The sequence below is a fragment of the Leifsonia sp. CL147 genome (assembly GCF_900114565.1).
Lineage (GTDB): Bacteria > Actinomycetota > Actinomycetes > Actinomycetales > Microbacteriaceae > Leifsonia.
The window spans coordinates 130264-146541 of the sequence record NZ_FOTM01000005.1; the positions used below are offsets into that span (position 1 = coordinate 130264).

Below are 16278 nucleotides of genomic sequence, written 5' to 3' on the forward strand. Positions count from 1 at the left end.
TGAGAGTTCAGCCAACATTCAGCGGCGTCACTCGACGGCCAGCGCCTCCATCGGCGAGATCCGCGTGGCCCGGCGGGTCGGAGCGATCGCGGCGAGGACGGCCAGCGCTGCGGCCGCGGCGGCGATCGCACCGAGGAACGGCCACGGGAGGGCCGGGGCGAGGAGGCCGCCGCCGGGGATCAGGCCGAGCAGCGACTGTGCGCCGATCCAGCCGTACAGGGTGCCGAGCACCAGGCCCGTGAGCACCGAGGCGATGGTCAGTTGAGCGCTCTCGGCGAGGATCATCCGGCGTACCTGGGCCGCGCTGAAACCGAGCGCGCGGAGCAGCCCGAGCTCGCGGCCGCGCTGCAGCACGCTCAGGGAGAGCGTGTTGACGACGCCGCACGCAGCGATGACGGCGGAGAAGCCGACCAGCACGGTGAAGACGGCGAGCGTCCCTCCGATGACTCCTTCGGCTCCCACGTACGAGCCCGGCTCCGTGGCGGCGGCGGCTCTCAGCTGCTGGAGCCAGGTGGACGCTGCCACGACGAACATCGTGATGAGGGTCACACCGATGACCAGGCCGATCGCCGTGCGCGAGCTGCGCTCCGGGTTCCGCACGGCGTTCGCGGCCGCCAGCCTCCCGGCCGCGCCCCTCCCGAACAGCAGACCCACGCCGCGGAGGACGGCCGGCAGGAAGAACGGCGCCGCCAGCACCGTCCCGGTGAACGAGAGGATGCCGCCGAGCATCGCGACGAGCACTCCGGCATGCGTGAGGTCGGCAAGCACCCCGCCTGCGGAGATGAACACGCCGAGCCCGAGCAGAAGCCCGAGAACGAGCAGCCCGGCCCCCGAGACGAGGAGGACGAGTGTCACCGCGAGGCGTCCCCGGGTGCGCACCACCGCGGCCGGCCGCTCCTGGGCGGCGCCGAGCGCCTGCATCGGCGTGACGGCCAGGACCCGGCGGCTGCCGACCCACGAAGCCAGCCAGGTGGTGACCACCACGACGACCGCCGGAGGAATCATCGTGAAGGTCAGCACCGGATAGAGGGCCTCGGGCAGGATGCCCGTCAGGACGAAGACACGGACGGCGACCAGGGCGAGCACGGCGGCAGCCGCTCCGCCCGCCGTCGCGCCGATGAGGCCGACGACCAAGCCCTCGCCCGCGACCGAGCGGCGCTGGGCGCCGGCGCTGGACCCGATCAGCCGCAGGAGCGCGATCGTGCGGGTGCGGCCGGCGATGACGGTCGAAAAGGTGTTCGTCGTGACGATGGCGCCGACATACACGGCGACGACGAAGAAGATGCCGGCCACGATGGCCAGGGCGACCTGCACGCTGCCGTGCCCGCCCATCCGGGAGCTGCCGATGTACGCACCCAGCACGTTGACCCCGCCGACCAGGGCCACGCCGAATGCGGAGCTGAGCGCGGCGACCAGGATGCCGGCGCGGTGGTCGCGCGCGTTCGCCCGGAACGCGGAGAACGGCCGGCTCACGCCGGCGTCTCCATGCCGAGCATGAACGACGAGATCTCCTCGGGAGTGGACCGGGTCCGCTCGGCGGCGATGCGCCCGTCCGCGAGGAAGACGATGTGGTCGGCGAAGCCGGCGGCCACGGGATCATGGGTGACCATGGCGATGCTCTGGCCGAAGGTGCGTGCCGCCTCCTGCAGGACGCCGAGCACCTCGCGACCCGTGCGCGAATCCAGGTTGCCCGTCGGCTCGTCGGCGAACACGAGGTCCGGGCGGGTCGCCAGCGCACGGGCGATCGCTGCGCGCTGCTGCTGCCCGCCGGACAGTTCGTGCGGCCGGTGCGTGAGCCGGTCGCCCAGACCGAGGGTGTCGATGAGGTGGTCGATCCACTCGCTCTGCCCGGGCGTCGGGCGGTGCCCGTCCAGCTCGAACGGGAGGAGGATGTTGCCGCGCACATCCAGCGTCGGCACCAGGTTGAACGACTGGAACACGAAGCCGACACGGCGGCGGCGCAGGAGCGTCAGCTCCGCATCCCGCAGGTGGGTGATCTCGGTGTCGCCGAGGAAGACGCGACCGCCGGTCACCGAGTCGAGGCCGGCCATCACGTGCATCAGCGTCGACTTGCCCGAGCCGCTCGGGCCCATGATCGCCGTGAACCGCCCGGCCGGGATGCCGAGGGTGACGCCGTCGAGCGCGTTGACGCGCCCGGCCCCTGTGCCGTAGGTCTTCGTGGCGGCCTCGACGCGCGCCACCGTGTCGGTGAGAGTCAGCTCCATGCCTTCACGCTAAGGACGCGGGGTTGCCGGGCGGATCGGGCGGCCGGCCGATCGTGGGTCCTCCCTGAGGATGATCCTGCGCGGTTATTCGGGGACCGTGAGGCCGTGCTCGAACGCGTAGACGACCATCTGGACACGGTCGCGCAAGCCCAGCTTGGCGAGGATGCGCGAGATGTGGGTCTTCACGGTCGCCTCGCTGAGGAACTCCGAGCCCGCGATCTCGGCGTTGCTGAGGCCGCGGGCGGCGAGCACGAAGATCTCGCGCTCCCGCGAGGTGAGGGAGGCGAACTCCGGTGGTGCGGGACGCGCCGGCTGAGCGGAGGAGAAGTACTCGAACAGCTCCCGGGTGGCCCCCGCCGCGATCACCGCGCTGCCCGCGTGGACCGTGCGGATGGCGGCGAGCAGGAACTCGGGCTCCGCATCCTTCAGCACGAACCCGCTCGCACCGCCGCGGATCGCCCGGGCGGCCGCTTCGTCCAGGTCGAAGGTGGTGAGGACGACGATGCGCGGCGGTGTGCGGCCCGCGCGCTCGGCGTCCGCGAGGATCGCGCTCGTCGCGGCGATCCCATCCATGACGGGCATGCGGATGTCCATCAGCACGACATCCGGGCGGGTCTCAGCGGCCAGCCGCACACCCTCCTGGCCGTTGCCAGCCTCCCCGGCGAACTCGAGGTCGTGCTGGGAGCTCAGCAGCATCCGCACCCCGGCCCGGAACAACGGCTGGTCGTCGACCAGGAGCACCCGGATCCGGGGCGCGTCGACGCTCGCGGCCGTCACGCGGCGGTCCCCGGCAAGAAGGCGGACACCACGAACTCGCTGCCCTGCGGCGCCGCGGTGAGCGCACCGCCGGCGAGGGAGGCGCGCTCGCGCATCCCGGGGAGCCCATGCCCGATACGGGGCAGGGAGCCGGTGGTGATCGGTTCGAGCGTGGTGTCTCTCATGGTGTTCCTCACGGTGATGACGAGCCCGGGCCCGCGGTCGGCGGGTCCCTCGGCGAGGACGACACTGGCCGGCCGGCTGGTGTCGCCGTGGCGCAGGGCGTTGGTGAGCGCCTCCTGCACGATACGGAAAGCGGCGAGCTGCGTTGCCGGGCCGAGGCGGGTCATCTCGCCACGGCGCTCCAGGACGACCGCGAGACCAGCGGAACGGATGTGCTCGATGGTCTGGTCGAGGTCGGCGAGCGACGGCTGGGGCGCGTCGTGCGCACCCGGACCGGCGGGATCGGAGGGGTGCGCGGGGTCGTTCGAGTCCACCGTGCCGGTCGACGGAGACTGACGCAGCTCGGCGAGCAGCACCCGCACGTCTCCGAGCGCCGACCGGGCGGTCGACGCGATCGTCGCGAGCGCCTCATCCACCGCACCCGGGTCGGACTGCCGGGCGTAGCGGGCGCCGTCCGCCTGCGCGATGACGACGGCGAGCGAGTGCGCGACGACGTCGTGCATGTCGCGCGCGATCCGCGTCCGTTCCTGCTCGACGACCACATCCTCCACGGCTCGGTTGCGGTCGAACTCCGCCTCGGCACGCGCGCGCCGGGCCACCCGCGCGTTCCGCCAGGTGCGCACGAGCAGCCCGAGCACCCAGGACAGCCCCAGCACGGTCACGCTGACGACGAACAGGAACGCGAACCGCAGCGCGACACTGGCGATCGCGCTCGACAGCAGGTCGTAGTACCCCTGCGAGACGGCGGCGGTGACCGTCAGATACAGCGCGGCGACGACCGCACCCACGCCCGCGGAGATGAGGCCGGCCCCGCGGACGATCCGGTCGCCGTACGCACCTGTCGCGTACAGCACGACGAGCACACCGATGTCGGCGACCAGGATGCTGTGCCCGGTCGTCATCTGCAGCACCGCCGCCAGCCAGGCTATCGAGAGGGCGACGGCCGGCGACATCCGCCGGAGGGCGATCGCGACGGCGAAGGCGGTCATCACCAGGAACGAGGACCGGTCGGCGGCGCCCCCGGCCACCAGGCAGATCGCCGTGAAGGCCACCGCCCCGCCGATGTCGAAGGTCAGCTGCGGCCGGGTCAGCCGGCGCACGAGTTCCGGCCGGGACGGGTCGTCCTCGTCGATCGGGGCTCCCCCGCTGGAGGCCAGCCAGACCAGGAACGAGCGGCTGTGCGCTCGGTCGGGCGTGCTCTCCGCGCCGAGCGCATCCTCCGCCGCGGCCGCGCTCTGGGCCGCGCGCTGCCGCGCCACCAGGAAACCGAGCAGCCAGGCGGCCACGAAGATCACCGCGAGCAGCAGGCTCATCAGCGCGAACCCCAGCCCCTGACTGGTGTAGTAGCCGCCGATCACCGGCCCGAACTGCGGGAACTTCAGGTCGCCGAGCACCGTGAACAGGAACGCGGACGCCGGCGCGAGCAGAATCGCGGATACGAAGTCCAGCCAGCGCAGCGCGCGTCCGCCGTGCGCCGACACCCCGACGAGCGTCACGACGACCGCGATGGCCGAGATCACTCGGAACGTCCCGTGAAGGGGCTCTCGCTCCGTCAGCTCCAGCAGGACGGCGACCCACACGAGCCCGAGCGCCACCCCGGGGAGGATGCGCGAGAGCGCCACCGCAGCGCAGTAGAACACGAGAGCGAGGGCGGCCGCCACGTCGAACGGCAGCCCCGTCACCAGCCACGCCGCGAACAGCGCGACGGCAAGCGCCGGCTCCAGCACCCAGCGGTGCGGCGCGAGCGCGCTCAGCAGTCGGCGGCGGTCGGGCATGGTTCTACCGTACGGTCCGGTGCAATGAGGAGGGGCATCCGGTCACCGGAATCATCCTCGGGATGTACGGGATGCTGAGACCGTTCCGGGAACCCTGGAACGCGAAGCGATGGGACGTTGTGACGTTGTCCTTACCGCTGGCGGCCCAGGAATTCTTCCCGCTCCGCCTCATGTCGCGCGCTCATGGCGGTGAGGTCTTCTTCCAGCCGGTTGATCGCCTGCGATCCGCCTCGGCTGTTCTCGTCGATATCGTCGGACACTCGCCGAAGCAGGGTGCGGATGCCGGGGTGGTAGGCAATCCCCTGCTGCGCGGCGAGTTGGTATACCGTCTCGCCCACCCGATTGAGTTCCGTGCGGTAGTAGTCGAGGTGTTGCTCGGCTTGCTCAATGCGCTCTCTCGCCGCTGCGATGGCGTCGTCGTGCGCCTCTTCGAGGGCTTTGAGGGCTTTGAGGGCTTTGAGGGCAGTGTGATCCATCAGGCAATGCTCGCAATTCCGCGGGTGTAGTCGTTGTGGGTCGTCAGCGCGGCGATGCCTTCCTTCACCTTGTCGGCGACTGCTCCGGCGAGGACGCCATCGATCTTCGCCTCGATCAGGATGACGTAGATGATCCGGGCCGCATCCGCGATCTCGGCCAGCCGGCGCTCCTTGACAGCGGAATAGCGGCTGTGGACATCCAGGGGCAGGGCGCCGTTCAGGGCGTCGAGGGTGCTCCGGTGGATCTCGGCGTTGATCGCGGCAAGCAGATCGTCAGGGTCGGAGTGCTCGGTCAGGATGTCGTCGAGGGGGTTGCTCAGGCTCATTGTCGCTACTTTCTGGGCTGTTGCGCCGTGAAGCCGGCGGCCGCGCGCCCGTCTTGGACGAGGGCGTTGACCACGGACCTGTGGATGCCGTCGTGGAGGGCCGAAATCAGTGCGGTGTCCCGACGCACCTGAGAGGTGACCGCCGACACCTTGTCCAGGTCGATGTTCTGTTCGACATGCAATCGGTGAGTGTCGACACAGGTTTCGATATCGGTTCCGGTCAGCGAGTGGTGAAGCATCAGGTAGGCGCTTTTCGCGTTGCGTAGTTCCGCCTCCATCTCTTCCTCCACAGCGGTGTTCGCTGTCGTGATCGTCCGCAGTGGCTCGGCTAACCCGCCGATCGTGTTCGCCAGCTCGACCGCCGACTCCATCGCGACGAGAACCTTCCCGTAGCGGGAATTGCCCTCAGCCGCCCAGTACGCCTGCGCAGCCCCCGTCTGACCCAGGTTGTAGAGGATCACCCCGTAATCGATGGAGCCGACACCGGCGCCGACGATCCCACCGTCGACGAAACTGAACGAATTGCCCTTGCCCAGGTTGTGATACTGCCACATGTCCCTGCCCGCCTCATCGGCCACGGGAATACGGGCGCCCGTACCGTCCGGCTTGAGATTACCGATGGTGTCGAACTCGTTCACGAAGTTGCGCAACCACTTGTCCGAGCCCGTCTGCTTCTGCTTCACCCACTTCTTCGCTTCCGGTGAGAGGGCGTCCCACGCGTCCGGGGCGTTGAACGCGGTCGCCCGCAACTTCTTCTCCGCCGCCACGTACGACGCCAGAAGCCCGCCCAGCGAGTGCCCGTCCGTCTCCAATATCGCGCCGGGATTATCCACCGCCACCTTCGCGGCGAACGTCATCGCATCCGCAGCCTGCGACCCCTCCCGCGTGTTCCCGAATCCCACCAGCGACAGATCCGCCCCGACATCGTTGATGTCGTCGAAGTTGGTGCCCGCGTACGCAATGATGATGTGCGAATAGTCGGGGACTTTGTTCACCACCGGGACGACCGCCATGCCCTGAAAGCCATTCTGCGCATTCGCGGCTGTATCGATGACCTTCCACATCTGCTTGGAGGAATCGTCTCCCGTGTAAAAAGTGGCGTCCCTATCCGCATGCGCGCCTGGCCACAGCGGGTCCAAACGATAGACAAAGGCCGCAATCGATTCGTAGTCCTCAGTAGTGGTCATCGGAGCACCTCAGACGTCCCATCGCTGTAGTTCACCGTTACTGGGCCAGGGGTGAACGACGGCGGAGTCACGGGCAACTCGTCCCCACCAAAGACAATCGTGCCGAGCCCCTCCCGGTACTTCTTACCCCCGATAGTCACTACGGCGTCTGCAGCCCACTCACCAGATCCCAGCCGTCCACCTGCACTCGTGTAGGTGATGACCTCGACATCCGGCTGGAATTTGATGAACTCCAGCGCCACTTCCCTCTGGTACTTCAAACTCTGTTCCGGTGTCACGTTTTGCTGCTCCACAAACTCTCCAATCAACGAGCATCCGCTCGATGCGGTCACGAGCGCGGTCGCAACGGCCAGGCCGACGATGAGTCGTCGCGCCTTCCGCAAGCCGCTACGAACTCTCGAATCTTCAAGAACGGTCATGTGAACCCCTCCGGTCCTCCGCCCGAAAATCCGGCTGGGCGCAACCTACGACCCCTCGAAGGCGCAGAACTCAAAGATATTGCGGATCAATGCCTACCGCTTTGCGATGACCGCAATTCGACCCGAGGGCAGCCGAGCAGCAACGTGACTCGACCACTAGAACCTGGTTTCGCGAGCTGTCAGCTTGAGCTGCCTCAGGTTCTCGTCCCGTGTTGTCTGCGGTTGCACGAGTTCTCTCGGCGGGCAGCATCGGCGCATCGCGTCGCAAGCTCAGCGATGAGCGCTGCGACACGCGCCGTCGGGCATCGTGTCAGAAGCCGAGGCGGCCCAGCTGCTTCGGGTCGCGCTGCCAATCCTTCGCGACCTTCACCCGGATCGACAGGAACACGTGTCGTCCGAGTAGCCGCTCGATCGGCTCGCGCGCCGCGGCGCCCACATCGCGGATGCGGCTGCCGCCCTTGCCGATCACGATGGCCTTCTGGCTGTCCCGCTCGACGAACAGGTTGGCGTAGACCTCCACCAGGTCCTTGTCGTCCCGTTCCACGATGTCGTCGATGGTGACGGCGAGCGAATGCGGCAGCTCGTCGTCCACGCCCTCCAGCACCGCCTCGCGGATGTACTCGGAGATCCGGTCCTCCAGGCCCTCGTCCGTGATCGCCTCGTCCGGATACAGGGGGCTGGGCGAGGTCGGCAGCAGCTTCATCAGCTCGGACGTGAGCGTGTCCAGCTGGATGCCGCTCGTCGCGGACACCGGGATGATCGCCTCCCACTCGCGCAACGCCGACACCGCGAGCAGCTGCTCGGCGACCTGGGTCTTGCCCACCGCATCCACTTTGGTCACGATGGCCACCTTCTTGGCGCGCGGATACTCGTCCAGCTGCTCGTTGATGAAGCGGTCGCCGGGGCCGATCTTCTCGTCGGCCGGGACGCAGAAGCCGACCACGTCGACATCGCCGAGCGTCGACTGCACGAGGCTGTTGAGCCGCTCGCCGAGAAGCGTGCGCGGCCGGTGGATGCCCGGCGTGTCCACCAGGATGAGCTGGCCGTCCGGCCGGTGCACGATCCCGCGGATGGCCCGCCTGGTCGTCTGCGGCTTCGAGCTCGTGATCGCGACCTTCTCGCCGACGAGGGCGTTGGTCAGCGTCGACTTGCCGACATTCGGGCGCCCGACGAACGAGACGAATCCTGCGTGGTAATCGGTCACGATCGGGTCTCCTGGGTGGTCGTGTGGCGGGTCTCGGTGCGGCGGTCGGGCCGGGCGGACGTGTCGTGCCGATCGGGCTTGTCGCGCCGATCGGGCTTGTCGCGCCGATCGGGCTTGTCGCGCCGGTCGGGCTTGTCGCGCCGGTCGGGCTTCTCCGGCCCGTTCGGCCGGTCGATGCGCTCCGGCCGGTCGGTGCGCTCCTGGCGGTCGGCGCGCCGCTCCTCGTCGCGGCTGGAGCGCGTACGCTCGCCCGGCTCGGGCAGCAGCGCGACATCCCGTTCCGCGAGGACCGTCGCGACGTGCTTGTGCCGCCCTTCGATGCGCTCGACCGTGAAACGGAGTCCGTGGACGCTCACGGTCGACCCGACCTCCGGCAACCGGCCCAGCGCCTTGGTCACGAGTCCGCCGACGCTGTCGACGTCGTCCTCCTCGATCTCGATGTCGAACAGCTCGCCGAGGTCGTCGATGGGGAGGCGGGTGGCGACGCGGTAGCGGCCGTCGCCGAGCAGCTCAACGAGCTCCACCTCATGGTCGTACTCGTCGGAGATGTCGCCGACCAGCTCCTCGATGAGGTCCTCGAGCGTCACCAGTCCCGCGATGCCGCCGTACTCGTCCACGACCATCGCCAGGTGGTTCGACTCGCGCTGCATCTCGGCGAGCAGGGCGTCCGCCTTCTGCGACTCCGGCACGAACAGTGCGGGACGGGCCAGGTCACGGACCGTGATCTCATCCGCGCCGAGCGGTCGCTCGTAGCTCAGCTTGGCCGCATCCCTCAGGTAGAGGATGCCGGCCACCTCGTCGGGATCGCCGCCCTCGATGACCGGCATGCGCGACACCCCGGTGCTGAAGAAGAGGCCCATCGCGGTGCCGAGGCCGGCCGTCGCATCCACGGTGATCATGTCGGTCCGCGGGATCATGACCTCGCGGACGACGGTCGCGTTGAACTCGAAGATCGAGTGGATGAGCTCTCGGTCGTCCTCCTCGAGCACCTCGAACTCGGTCGCCTCGTCGACGATCGAGAGCAGCTGCTCCTCGCTGGTCACCGGTGCGGATCGGGCGCGGGACGGCGTCACCCGGTTGCCGAGGCCCACCAGCCCGTTCGGGATGGGGCCGAGGACGACCCGGACGAAGCGGATCAGCGGGCCGGTCAGCTGCAACAGCAGCGTCGAGTTCGCGCGGCCGACGCTGCGCGGGCTCACCCCGACCAGCACGAACGAGGCCGCGGTCATGATCAGCGCGGCGAGGATGAGGGAGAGCCACCACTGCTCGAAGATCTGCTCGAAGGCGAGGGTGACCAGCACGGCGGCGGTCGTCTCGGCCAGGAGGCGCGCGAAACTGACGGCGTTGAGGTAGGCGCCGGGGTCGTCTGCGATGGCGCGCAGCGACGTCTTCGCGCGGGACGTCTCCGCCAGGTCGGCGATATCGCCGCGGGACTGGACGCCGAGGGCGGAGTCGACCGCGGCCATCAGACCGCCGAAGGCCACCAGCAGGAACGCGACGACGAAGAAGAGCGCCTGCAGCATCCCGCCTCCTATCGCTGTCGGTCGTAGCGCGCGAATCCGACGAGGATGTCGCGCTGGATCGCGAACATCTCGCGCTCCTCGGCCGGCTCGGCGTGATCGAACCCGAGAAGGTGCAGGATGCCGTGCGTCGTCAGCAGCAGAAGCTCATCCATCAGGGAATGGCCGGCGGTCTCAGCCTGCACCTGCGCGACCTGCGGGCACAGCACGACGTCGCCGAGCAGTCCGGCGGGCGACGGCTCCTCCTCGGTGCCGGGGCGCAGCTCGTCCATCGGGAAGCTGAGCACGTCGGTCGGGCCGGGCTCGTCCATCCACTGCACGTGCAGCTGCTCCATCGCCGCCTCGTCGACGAGGACGATCGCCAGCTCGGCGTCCGGGTGGACGTGCAGGATGTCGAAGGCGTACGACGCCAGCCGCTGAAGCGCGGCCTCATCCACCGGGATGGTCGACTCGTTGTTGATCTCGATGCTCATTGCGGCCCTCTCGTCTGGCTATCGGCGCTTCGGGAGGTGGTCGCGCGGGAAGGCGCCGCGGCGCTCTGCGCGATTGGCGAACTCGGCCGCCTGCTCGCGCTCGTAGTGGCGTGCCTGCTGGCGCGCGTCGTACTCGGTGTAGGCGTCCACGATGCGCCCCACCAGATTGTGCCGCACCACGTCCTCGCTGGTCAGGCGGGTGAAGTGGATGTCGTCGATGTCGTTCAGCACGCGGGTGACCAGCCGGAGGCCGCTCGCCGCGTTGGGCAGGTCGACCTGCGTGATATCGCCGGTCACGACCATCTTCGAGTTGAAGCCCAGCCGCGTCAGGAACATTTTCATCTGCTCGGGCGTGGTGTTCTGCGCCTCGTCGAGGATGATGAACGAGTCGTTCAGGGTCCGCCCGCGCATGTAGGCGAGCGGCGCGACCTCGATCGTGCCCGCTGCCAGCAGCTTGGGCACGAGGTCCGGGTCCATCATCTCGTTGAGTGCGTCGTAGAGCGGCCGCAGATAGGGGTCGATCTTGTCCGTCAGCGTGCCGGGCAGGTAGCCCAGTCGCTCCCCCGCCTCCACCGCCGGACGGGTCAGGATGATGCGGGTGACCTCTTTGCGCTGCAGCGCCTGGACGGCCTTCGCCATCGCGAGGTAGGTCTTGCCGGTTCCGGCCGGCCCGATGCCGAAGACGATGGTGTTGTGATCGATCGCGTCGACGTACTGGCTCTGCCCGAGCGTCTTGGGGCGGATGCTCTTGCCGCGCGCGGTGAGGATGGCCTGGCCCAGCACGTCCGACGGGCTCAGCTTGAGGTCGGTGCCCAGCATCCGGGCGGAGCTGGTGACCTCGGCCGGGGACAGCTCTTGCCCGTTGCGGACCATCTGCAGCAGTTCCTCCACGAGGCGCTGCGCCGCGGCGACCTGCGTCGGGTCGCCGGTCAGGGTGATCTCGTTGCCGCGCACATGAACGTTCACGAGCGGATACTGACGCTCCAGAGTGGTGAGCAGGCGGTCCTGCGGGCCCAGGAGCCGGACCATCTGGACGCCGTCGACGCTCAGGTGAGCTTCGGCGGCCGGTTCCCCTGCGCTCGACGGTCCGGGGGTGAATTCAGAGCTGGGCAAGGGATCCTTCCTCGAGGCTGCTGCCTCGATCGTTGGCGCTCAAGAGGTGGGCGTGGACATGGAACACGGTCTGACCCGCGCCTGCGCCCGTGTTGAAGATGAGACGGAAGTCGCCGTCCGAATGCTCTTCGGCCAGCTTCTTCGCCGTGGCGACGAGCTCCGCGAGCAGCGCCGGGTCGCCGGCGGCGAGCTCCACGACGTCGCGGTAGCGCTCCGTCTTCGGCACCACCAGCAGGTGCACCGGCGCCTGCGGCGCGATGTCACGGAACGCGATCAGCCGATCGCTGTCGTACACCACGTCGGCCGGGATCTCACCCGCGATGATGCGGGAGAAGATCGTGCGCTCCGTCTGTTCCTCCATGCCTCCATCCTATTCGCCCCCTCCGACCCTCCATCGAGTCCGCAGAGATTGCACGGTCTCGGGGTCGCGGCGTGCAATCTGTGCGGACTCGACGGTGGGGCGGGAGTGATTCGCGGGAGCGGCTACCAGCGCCGAAGGGCGCCGTTCAGGACGGCGAGGGCGGCGGGGCCGGCCGTGGAGGTGCGGAGCACCGTGTCACCCAGGCGGACGAGCTCGGCGCCGGCGTCGCGGAAGGCCGCCAGCTCCTGCGGGGCGATCCCGCCCTCAGGACCGACGACGAGCACCAGGTCACGGCCGTCCGGGACGACGCCCGTCAGCGGCGCCGGCGCGTCCGGTTCCAGGACGAGCACGCGTGCGCCGGCGGTGAGCGCGGCGACCTGCTTCGTCGTCGCCAGTTCACCGACGACCGGCGTCCAGGCACGGATCGACTGCTTCGCGGCCTCCCGCACGATCACCGTCCACCGCTCGCGGCCCTTCGCGACCTTGGGACCCTCCCAGCGGGAGACCGAGCGGGATGCCGCCCACGGCACCACCGCATCCACCCCGAGCTCCGTGGCCGCCTGGATGGCGAGCTCGTCGCGGTCCCCCTTGGCGAGCGCCTGGACGAGGGTGATCGACGGCGCCGGGCGCTCGACGCGCGAAACCGCCTCCACGTCGATGGTCAGCTCGCCCGTGGTCGCGACGAGCACCTCGCCGGAGGCGACGAGACCCCGGCCGTTGCCGATCAGCACCGACTCCCCCGGTCGCGTCCGGTTCACGGTGGCCGCGTGCTTCGCCTCGGCGCCGGTCAGCGACAGCCGGGCGCCGACCTCGACATCGTCGAGATCCTCCCGCAGGTAGAGGGACGCCACGACGGCTACAGGTTCAGGAACCGGTCGCGCAGCTTCGCGAACAGCCCCTGCTGGAAGTGCGCGAGCGCCGGCTCCGCAGCCGTGTGAGCGGCCGCGAACTTCTTGATCAGCTCCTTCTCTTTGTGGTCGAGCTTCGTCGGAGTGACCACCTGGATGCCGACCCGCAGATCTCCGCGCCCGGTTCCCCGCAGGTGCGTGATGCCGCGATCCTTCACCGTCACGATGTCCGCGGACTGCGTCCCGGGCTTCAGTTCGAGCCGGATGTCGCCGTCGAGCGCCTTCACCGTCGCGGTGGTGCCGAGGATGGCATCCGTCATCGACATCTCGAGCGTGCAGAGCAGGTCGTCGCCGTCGCGGCTGAACACCTCGTGGTGCTTGACCTTGATCTCCAGGTACAGGTCGCCGTTCGGTCCGCCGGCCGGTCCGGCCTCACCGCTGCCCGGCATCTGCAGCCGGAGCCCGGTGTCCACCCCGGCGGGGATGTCGACCGGGACCGTACGGCGCGCGCGCACGCGTCCCTGACCCTGGCAGGTCACGCACGGCGTCGCGATGACGGTGCCGTAGCCGCGGCACGTGCCGCAGGGGCTCGAGGTCATCACATTGCCCAGCAGTGAGCGCACCGATCGCTGGATGCTGCCCGTCCCGTGACAGATGTCGCAGGTCACCGGGCGGGTGCCCGGCTGGCAGCAGGAGCCGTTGCAGGTCTCGCAGACGACGGCCGTATCCACCTCGAGATCGCGGTGGGTTCCGAAGATGACCTCGTCGAGGTCGATCTCGACGCGCAGCAGCGCATCCTGTCCGCGCTCGCGCCGGGACCGCGGACCGCGCGACGCTCCCCCGCCCCCGCCGAAGAACGTTTCGAAGATGTCGCTGAAGCCGGCGAAATCGCCACCGCCCGCCCCGCCGAAGCCGCGCGAGTCCCCCAGGTCGTACTGCTGCCGCTGCTGCGGGTCGCTCAGCACGTCATACGCGTGGGTGACGAGCTTGAACCGCTCCTGGGCCTCCGAACTGGGATTCACATCCGGATGCAGTTCGCGCGCCAGGCGGCGGTACGCCTTCTTGATCTCGTCGGGACTGGCGTCGCGCTCGACGCCCAGGACTTCGTAGTGGTCGGCCACGTGGGGCTGTTCCTTCTTCTTATCGATTTCGTGTGGTGTTCGCCGGCGGCGTGCGGCCTACTGGTCGCCGAGCAGCCGCGAGAGGTAGCGGGCGACCGCACGGACGGCCGCCATGTTTCCGGAGTAGTCCATGCGGAGCGGACCGAGCAGGCCCACCCGGGCCACATCCGATCCCGCCGCACTGTAACCGCTGGAGAGGACGGAGGCTTCCGTCAGGCCGAAACCCGTGTTCTCGCGGCCGATGCTCACGGCGACGCCGTGCTGGTCGGTGGCCATCTCGTCGAAGAGGCGCAGCAGGACCACCTGCTCCTCGATCGCCTCGAGCACCGGCGTGATGGTTCCCGGGAAGTCGAGCTCGGTGCGCACCAGGTTCGCGGCGCCCGCCATGACCAGCTTCTCCTGGCGGTTGGCCGCGATCTGGTCGAGCAGGGCGCTTGCCACCGGCTCCACCAGCGGACGCGTGCGATCGGTGAGCGCTGCGGGCAGCTCGCGCAGGCGCGCTGCCGCCTCGGCGAGAGTGAGTCCCGCCGCCGCTCCGTTGATCGCGCCGCGGATCTCCGCGACCTCCTCGTCGCCGAGATCGAAGCCCAGGTCGATGACCCGCTGCTCGACGGCGCCCGAATCGGTGATCAGAACGCTGAGCAGGCGGTGGGGCGACATCGCGACGAGCTCGATGTGGCGGATGCGCGAGCGCGCCACCGAGGGATACTGCACGAGCGCGACCTGGTTGGTGAGCTGGGACAGCAGCCGCACGGTTCGCGAGAGCACATCATCCAGATCGGCCGACTGCCCGAGGAAGGTCTCGATGGCCGCGCGCTGCGCGGAGGTGAGCGGGCGCATCTCGGCCAGGTGGTCGACGAACAGGCGGTAGCCCTTGTCCGTGGGGACGCGGCCCGAGGACGTGTGCGGGGCCGCGATCAGGTCCTCCTCCTCCAGCAGCGCCATGTCGTTGCGGATGGTCGCGGCCGAGACTCCGAAGGAGTGCCGCTCCACGATGCTCTTGGACCCGACCGGCTCGCGAGACGCCACGTAATCCTGAACGATGACGCGCAGCACTTCGAGGCTGCGTTCTGAGACCATCTCCGCCTCCCGTCGACCGATTAGCACTCGCTGTTCCTGAGTGCCAATGCTACCGCGCAGAAACACCCGCCAGGTGATTGCTGCCTGAGACACGGCGGCAGTACCGTATGTGCACCGGTTCGACAGTGTTGTAACCGATCACGAAAGGGTTCCGCCGATGACAGACCCGAACCAGCCCTCCGACCCCATCGGAGGCGTCCCTCCGCAGCAGCCCGGCGGCGTGCCGCCGCAGCAGCCGACCGGCAACGTGCCACCCCAGCAGCCGTACTCCAACGTCCCGCCCCAGCAGCCGTACGCGCAGCCGGCAGCCGGGCCGCAGCAGCCCTACGCCGCGGCAGCACCACTCGACCCGGCACAGGACAAGCAGTGGGCGTCGTTCGCGCACCTGGGCGGCATCCTGTGGTTCCTTCCGTCCCTGATCATCTGGCTCGTGTTCAAGGACCGCGGACGCCTGACCGACCAGGAGGCCAAGGAAGCCCTCAACTGGCAGATCACGTGGATCATCGCGTGGGTGGCGTCGCAGATCATCGGGATCATCGTCGGCAGCTTCACGTTCGGTATCGGCTATCTGATCTTCGGCCTGCTGATCCCGTGGGCTCTGTACATCCTGAACCTGGTGTTCTCGATCCTGGGCTTCGTCCGCGTGAACAGCGGAGGGACGTATCGCTACCCGATGAACTTCCGGTTCATCAAGTAGGGCGAACCCGCCCGGGGTCTTCTCGCGCCGTGGACCAGCGCCTTAGGCTGGTGCGGACGAACACGCCTGCCCCCGCACGGCGCTGCCAGCAGAGTTGCCAGTCCAGAGGAGAACCCCCGCATGTCCGCGACACCCCCGCCTCCGCCGCCGCAGCAGCCGTACGGCGGCGGCCAGCCTCAGCTGAGCCCGGCCGACGAGAAGCTCTGGGCGACGCTGATCCATGCAGGCGGCATCCTGTTCAGCTGGATACCGGCGCTGATCGGCTACCTCGTGCTGAAGGACCGGGGGCCCTTCGTGCGCGCGCACAGCGCGACGGCGCTCAACTTCCAGATCACCATCTTCATCGCCTACGTGGTGGGAGTCATCCTGTCGCTCGTCTTCGTCGGATTCTTCGTGATCCTCGCCGCGTGGGTGATCGACATCGTCTTCAGCATTATCGCCGCCGTGAAGGCGAACCAGGGCGAGTACTACACGTACCCGATCGCGATCCGGTTCGTGAGCTAGTGGTGCAGGC

Annotated in this window: 18 protein-coding genes; 2 read left to right on the top strand and 16 right to left on the bottom strand. The window is 68.8% G+C overall.

The window, feature by feature from the left end; all coding sequences use genetic code 11:
* Positions 1-27: 27 nt before the first annotated feature.
* The 16 genes from BM287_RS06555 to hrcA form a co-directional block, all read right to left on the bottom strand.
* On the bottom strand, positions 28-1473 hold the full coding sequence (locus BM287_RS06555) for an ABC transporter permease (RefSeq protein WP_090037147.1): 1446 nt from the start codon (positions 1471-1473) through the stop codon (positions 28-30).
* On the bottom strand, positions 1470-2225 hold the full coding sequence (locus BM287_RS06560) for an ABC transporter ATP-binding protein (protein WP_090037149.1): 756 nt from the start codon (positions 2223-2225) through the stop codon (positions 1470-1472). The genes BM287_RS06555 and BM287_RS06560 overlap by 4 nt, the downstream gene beginning before the upstream one ends.
* Positions 2226-2309: 84 nt before the next feature.
* Positions 2310-3002 (bottom strand): response regulator, encoded by a 693-nt coding sequence (locus BM287_RS06565; RefSeq protein WP_090037151.1) that lies wholly within the window; start codon positions 3000-3002, stop codon positions 2310-2312.
* Positions 2999-4939 carry a sensor histidine kinase gene (locus BM287_RS06570; RefSeq protein ID WP_090037153.1) on the bottom strand — a complete coding sequence of 647 codons (1941 nt, stop codon included), beginning with the start codon at positions 4937-4939 and terminating at the stop codon, positions 2999-3001. The genes BM287_RS06565 and BM287_RS06570 overlap by 4 nt, the downstream gene beginning before the upstream one ends.
* 131 nt (positions 4940-5070) lie before the next feature.
* Positions 5071-5415 (bottom strand): hypothetical protein, encoded by a 345-nt coding sequence (locus tag BM287_RS06575; RefSeq protein ID WP_090037155.1) that lies wholly within the window; start codon positions 5413-5415, stop codon positions 5071-5073.
* Positions 5415-5741: a hypothetical protein gene (locus BM287_RS06580; protein ID WP_090037157.1), complete on the bottom strand. Its 327-nt coding sequence runs from the start codon at positions 5739-5741 to the stop codon at positions 5415-5417. The genes BM287_RS06575 and BM287_RS06580 overlap by 1 nt, the downstream gene beginning before the upstream one ends.
* A gap of 5 nt (positions 5742-5746) precedes the next feature.
* Complete coding sequence (locus BM287_RS06585; protein ID WP_244527967.1) at positions 5747-6928, bottom strand: Tle-like phospholipase domain-containing protein; 1182 nt, start codon at positions 6926-6928, stop codon at positions 5747-5749.
* The gene (locus BM287_RS06590; protein WP_244527969.1) at positions 6925-7347 is read right to left on the bottom strand and encodes a hypothetical protein; all 423 of its coding nucleotides are present in this window, start codon (positions 7345-7347) and stop codon (positions 6925-6927) included. Before BM287_RS06590 ends, BM287_RS06585 begins: the two co-directional genes overlap by 4 nt.
* A gap of 310 nt (positions 7348-7657) precedes the next feature.
* Positions 7658-8551 carry a GTPase Era gene (gene era / locus BM287_RS06595; protein ID WP_090037161.1) on the bottom strand — a complete coding sequence of 298 codons (894 nt, stop codon included), beginning with the start codon at positions 8549-8551 and terminating at the stop codon, positions 7658-7660.
* Positions 8548-10074 (bottom strand): hemolysin family protein, encoded by a 1527-nt coding sequence (locus BM287_RS06605; protein ID WP_244527971.1) that lies wholly within the window; start codon positions 10072-10074, stop codon positions 8548-8550. The genes era and BM287_RS06605 overlap by 4 nt, the downstream gene beginning before the upstream one ends.
* An 8-nt stretch (positions 10075-10082) precedes the next feature.
* The gene (ybeY, locus tag BM287_RS06610) at positions 10083-10544 is read right to left on the bottom strand and encodes an rRNA maturation RNase YbeY (RefSeq protein ID WP_090037163.1); all 462 of its coding nucleotides are present in this window, start codon (positions 10542-10544) and stop codon (positions 10083-10085) included.
* 18 nt (positions 10545-10562) lie between these two features.
* Positions 10563-11657, bottom strand: a complete 1095-nt coding sequence (locus BM287_RS06615) for a PhoH family protein (RefSeq protein WP_090037165.1) — start codon at positions 11655-11657, stop codon at positions 10563-10565.
* Positions 11644-12018: a histidine triad nucleotide-binding protein gene (locus BM287_RS06620; protein WP_090037167.1), complete on the bottom strand. Its 375-nt coding sequence runs from the start codon at positions 12016-12018 to the stop codon at positions 11644-11646. The genes BM287_RS06615 and BM287_RS06620 overlap by 14 nt, the downstream gene beginning before the upstream one ends.
* A 122-nt stretch (positions 12019-12140) precedes the next feature.
* Positions 12141-12869: a 16S rRNA (uracil(1498)-N(3))-methyltransferase gene (locus BM287_RS06625; protein WP_090037169.1), complete on the bottom strand. Its 729-nt coding sequence runs from the start codon at positions 12867-12869 to the stop codon at positions 12141-12143.
* 5 nt (positions 12870-12874) lie between these two features.
* Complete coding sequence (gene dnaJ / locus BM287_RS06630; protein ID WP_090037171.1) at positions 12875-13987, bottom strand: molecular chaperone DnaJ; 1113 nt, start codon at positions 13985-13987, stop codon at positions 12875-12877.
* A 57-nt stretch (positions 13988-14044) separates the two neighbouring features.
* The gene (hrcA, locus tag BM287_RS06635; protein WP_090037173.1) at positions 14045-15067 is read right to left on the bottom strand and encodes a heat-inducible transcriptional repressor HrcA; all 1023 of its coding nucleotides are present in this window, start codon (positions 15065-15067) and stop codon (positions 14045-14047) included.
* Positions 15068-15224: 157 nt separating this feature from the next.
* On the opposite strand from hrcA, the gene BM287_RS06640 reads away from it, so the two are divergent.
* Both BM287_RS06640 and BM287_RS06645 read left to right on the top strand, forming a co-directional pair.
* On the top strand, positions 15225-15764 hold the full coding sequence (locus tag BM287_RS06640; RefSeq protein ID WP_090037175.1) for a DUF4870 domain-containing protein: 540 nt from the start codon (positions 15225-15227) through the stop codon (positions 15762-15764).
* Positions 15765-15884: 120 nt separating this feature from the next.
* Positions 15885-16268, top strand: a complete 384-nt coding sequence (locus BM287_RS06645; protein ID WP_090037177.1) for a DUF4870 domain-containing protein — start codon at positions 15885-15887, stop codon at positions 16266-16268.
* Positions 16269-16278: the final 10 nt, after the last annotated feature.